This is a genomic window from Micrococcus sp. CS26 (assembly GCF_055522295.1).
In genome coordinates this window covers 1-1,408 of the sequence record NZ_JBVFVY010000056.1, presented here as the reverse complement: position 1 = coordinate 1,408, position 1,408 = coordinate 1, and the positions used below count along the sequence as shown (strand labels likewise).

The 1,408-nt window shown below is 68.0% G+C and carries 1 protein-coding gene; it reads left to right on the top strand.

What is annotated here, in order from left to right; all coding sequences use genetic code 11:
- Positions 1–104 precede the first annotated feature (104 nt).
- Positions 105–1,352, top strand: coding sequence for an IS256 family transposase (locus tag ACZ1IK_RS11170; protein ID WP_011117090.1), 1,248 nt, complete (start codon positions 105–107; stop codon positions 1,350–1,352).
- Positions 1,353–1,408 lie beyond the last annotated feature (56 nt).

The window sequence follows — 1,408 nt, the reverse complement described above, 5'->3', positions numbered from 1 at the left end:
GTGTAACCCTCCCCGGTGGCCACGACCATCTTCGAGACGGACGCGGTCACCGTGGGAGCCTTCGAGCGAACCTTCCACAGCACTCTCGAAAGGACATCACCACGATGACCGCTCCACACATTGTCGACCCTGAACGCCTGCTGCGCGAAGCTCTCGGGGAGGCCTCCCCAGACCTGCTGCGCCACCTGCTGCAGACCGTGATCAACGCACTGCTCTCCGCCGACGCTGACGCGGTCTGCGGGGCCGAGTACGGCAAGCCCTCCGAACACCGGACAGCGCAGCGCAACGGCTACCGCCACCGACCCCTGGACACCCGCGCCGGCACGATCGATGTGGCCATCCCCAAACTCCGGGCCGGCACGTACTTCCCCGAATGGCTGCTCGAGCGCCGCAAACGGGCCGAGTCCGCACTGATCACCGTGGTCGCGGACTGCTACCTGGCCGGGGTCTCGACCCGGCGCATGGACAAGCTCGTACGGCAGCTGGGCATCGACTCGCTCTCGAAGTCCCAGGTCAGCCGGATGGCACAGGAGTTGGACGAGCACATCGAGGCTTTCCGTCACCGGCCGCTGGGCGAGGCCGGCCCGTTCGTGTTCCTCGCCGCCGACGCCCTGACCATGAAAGTCAGAGAGGGCGGGCGGGTGATCAACGCGGTGGCCATGGTCGCCACCGGGGTCAACGCCGACGGGCGCCGCGAAGTCCTCGGGCTGAGGGTGGCCACCACGGAGACGGGTGCGGCGTGGAACGAGTTCTTCGCGGACCTGGTGGCCCGGGGGCTGGCCGGGGTGGCACTGGTGACCTCGGACTCCCATCGCGGCCTCGTGGAAGCCGTGGCGGCGAACCTGCCCGGGGCCGTGTGGCAACGCTGCCGCACCCATTACGCGGCGAATCTGATGGCCGTGACCCCGAAGAGCATGTGGCCGGCGGTGAAGGCCATGCTGCACAGCGTGTACGACCAGCCCGACGGGCCGGCCGTGCAGGCCCAGTTCGAGCGCCTGTTGGACTACGTGCAGGACAGGTTGCCCGCGGTGGCTGGGCACCTCGATGCAGCACGAGAGGACATCCTCGCGTTCACCTCGTTCCCGAGGGACGTGTGGTCCCAGATCTGGTCGAACAACCCTGCCGAGCGGCTGAACCGGGAGATCCGGCGCCGCACGGACTCGGTGGGGATCTTCCCGAACCGGGATGCCGTGGTGCGTCTGGTCGGGGCTGTGTTGGCCGAGCAGACCGATGAGTGGGCCGAAGGCCGCCGGTATCTCGGCCTGGAACTGCTCGCCCGGTGCCGTGAGCCCCTGACCACGGAGCAAGAGACCGTGATGAGCACGGAGGTGATGCCGACCCTGCAGACCTGACAGGTACAAGCCCCCTACAACCTCGAAGACGGCTACACCACTTCCAGGGACTTGAC

Bases quoted from the DNA above. Each gene is read 5' to 3' on its own strand.
- ACZ1IK_RS11170 (WP_011117090.1), top strand. From the start codon at position 105: ATGACCGCTCCACACATTGTCGACCCTGAACGCCTGCTGCGCGAAGCT.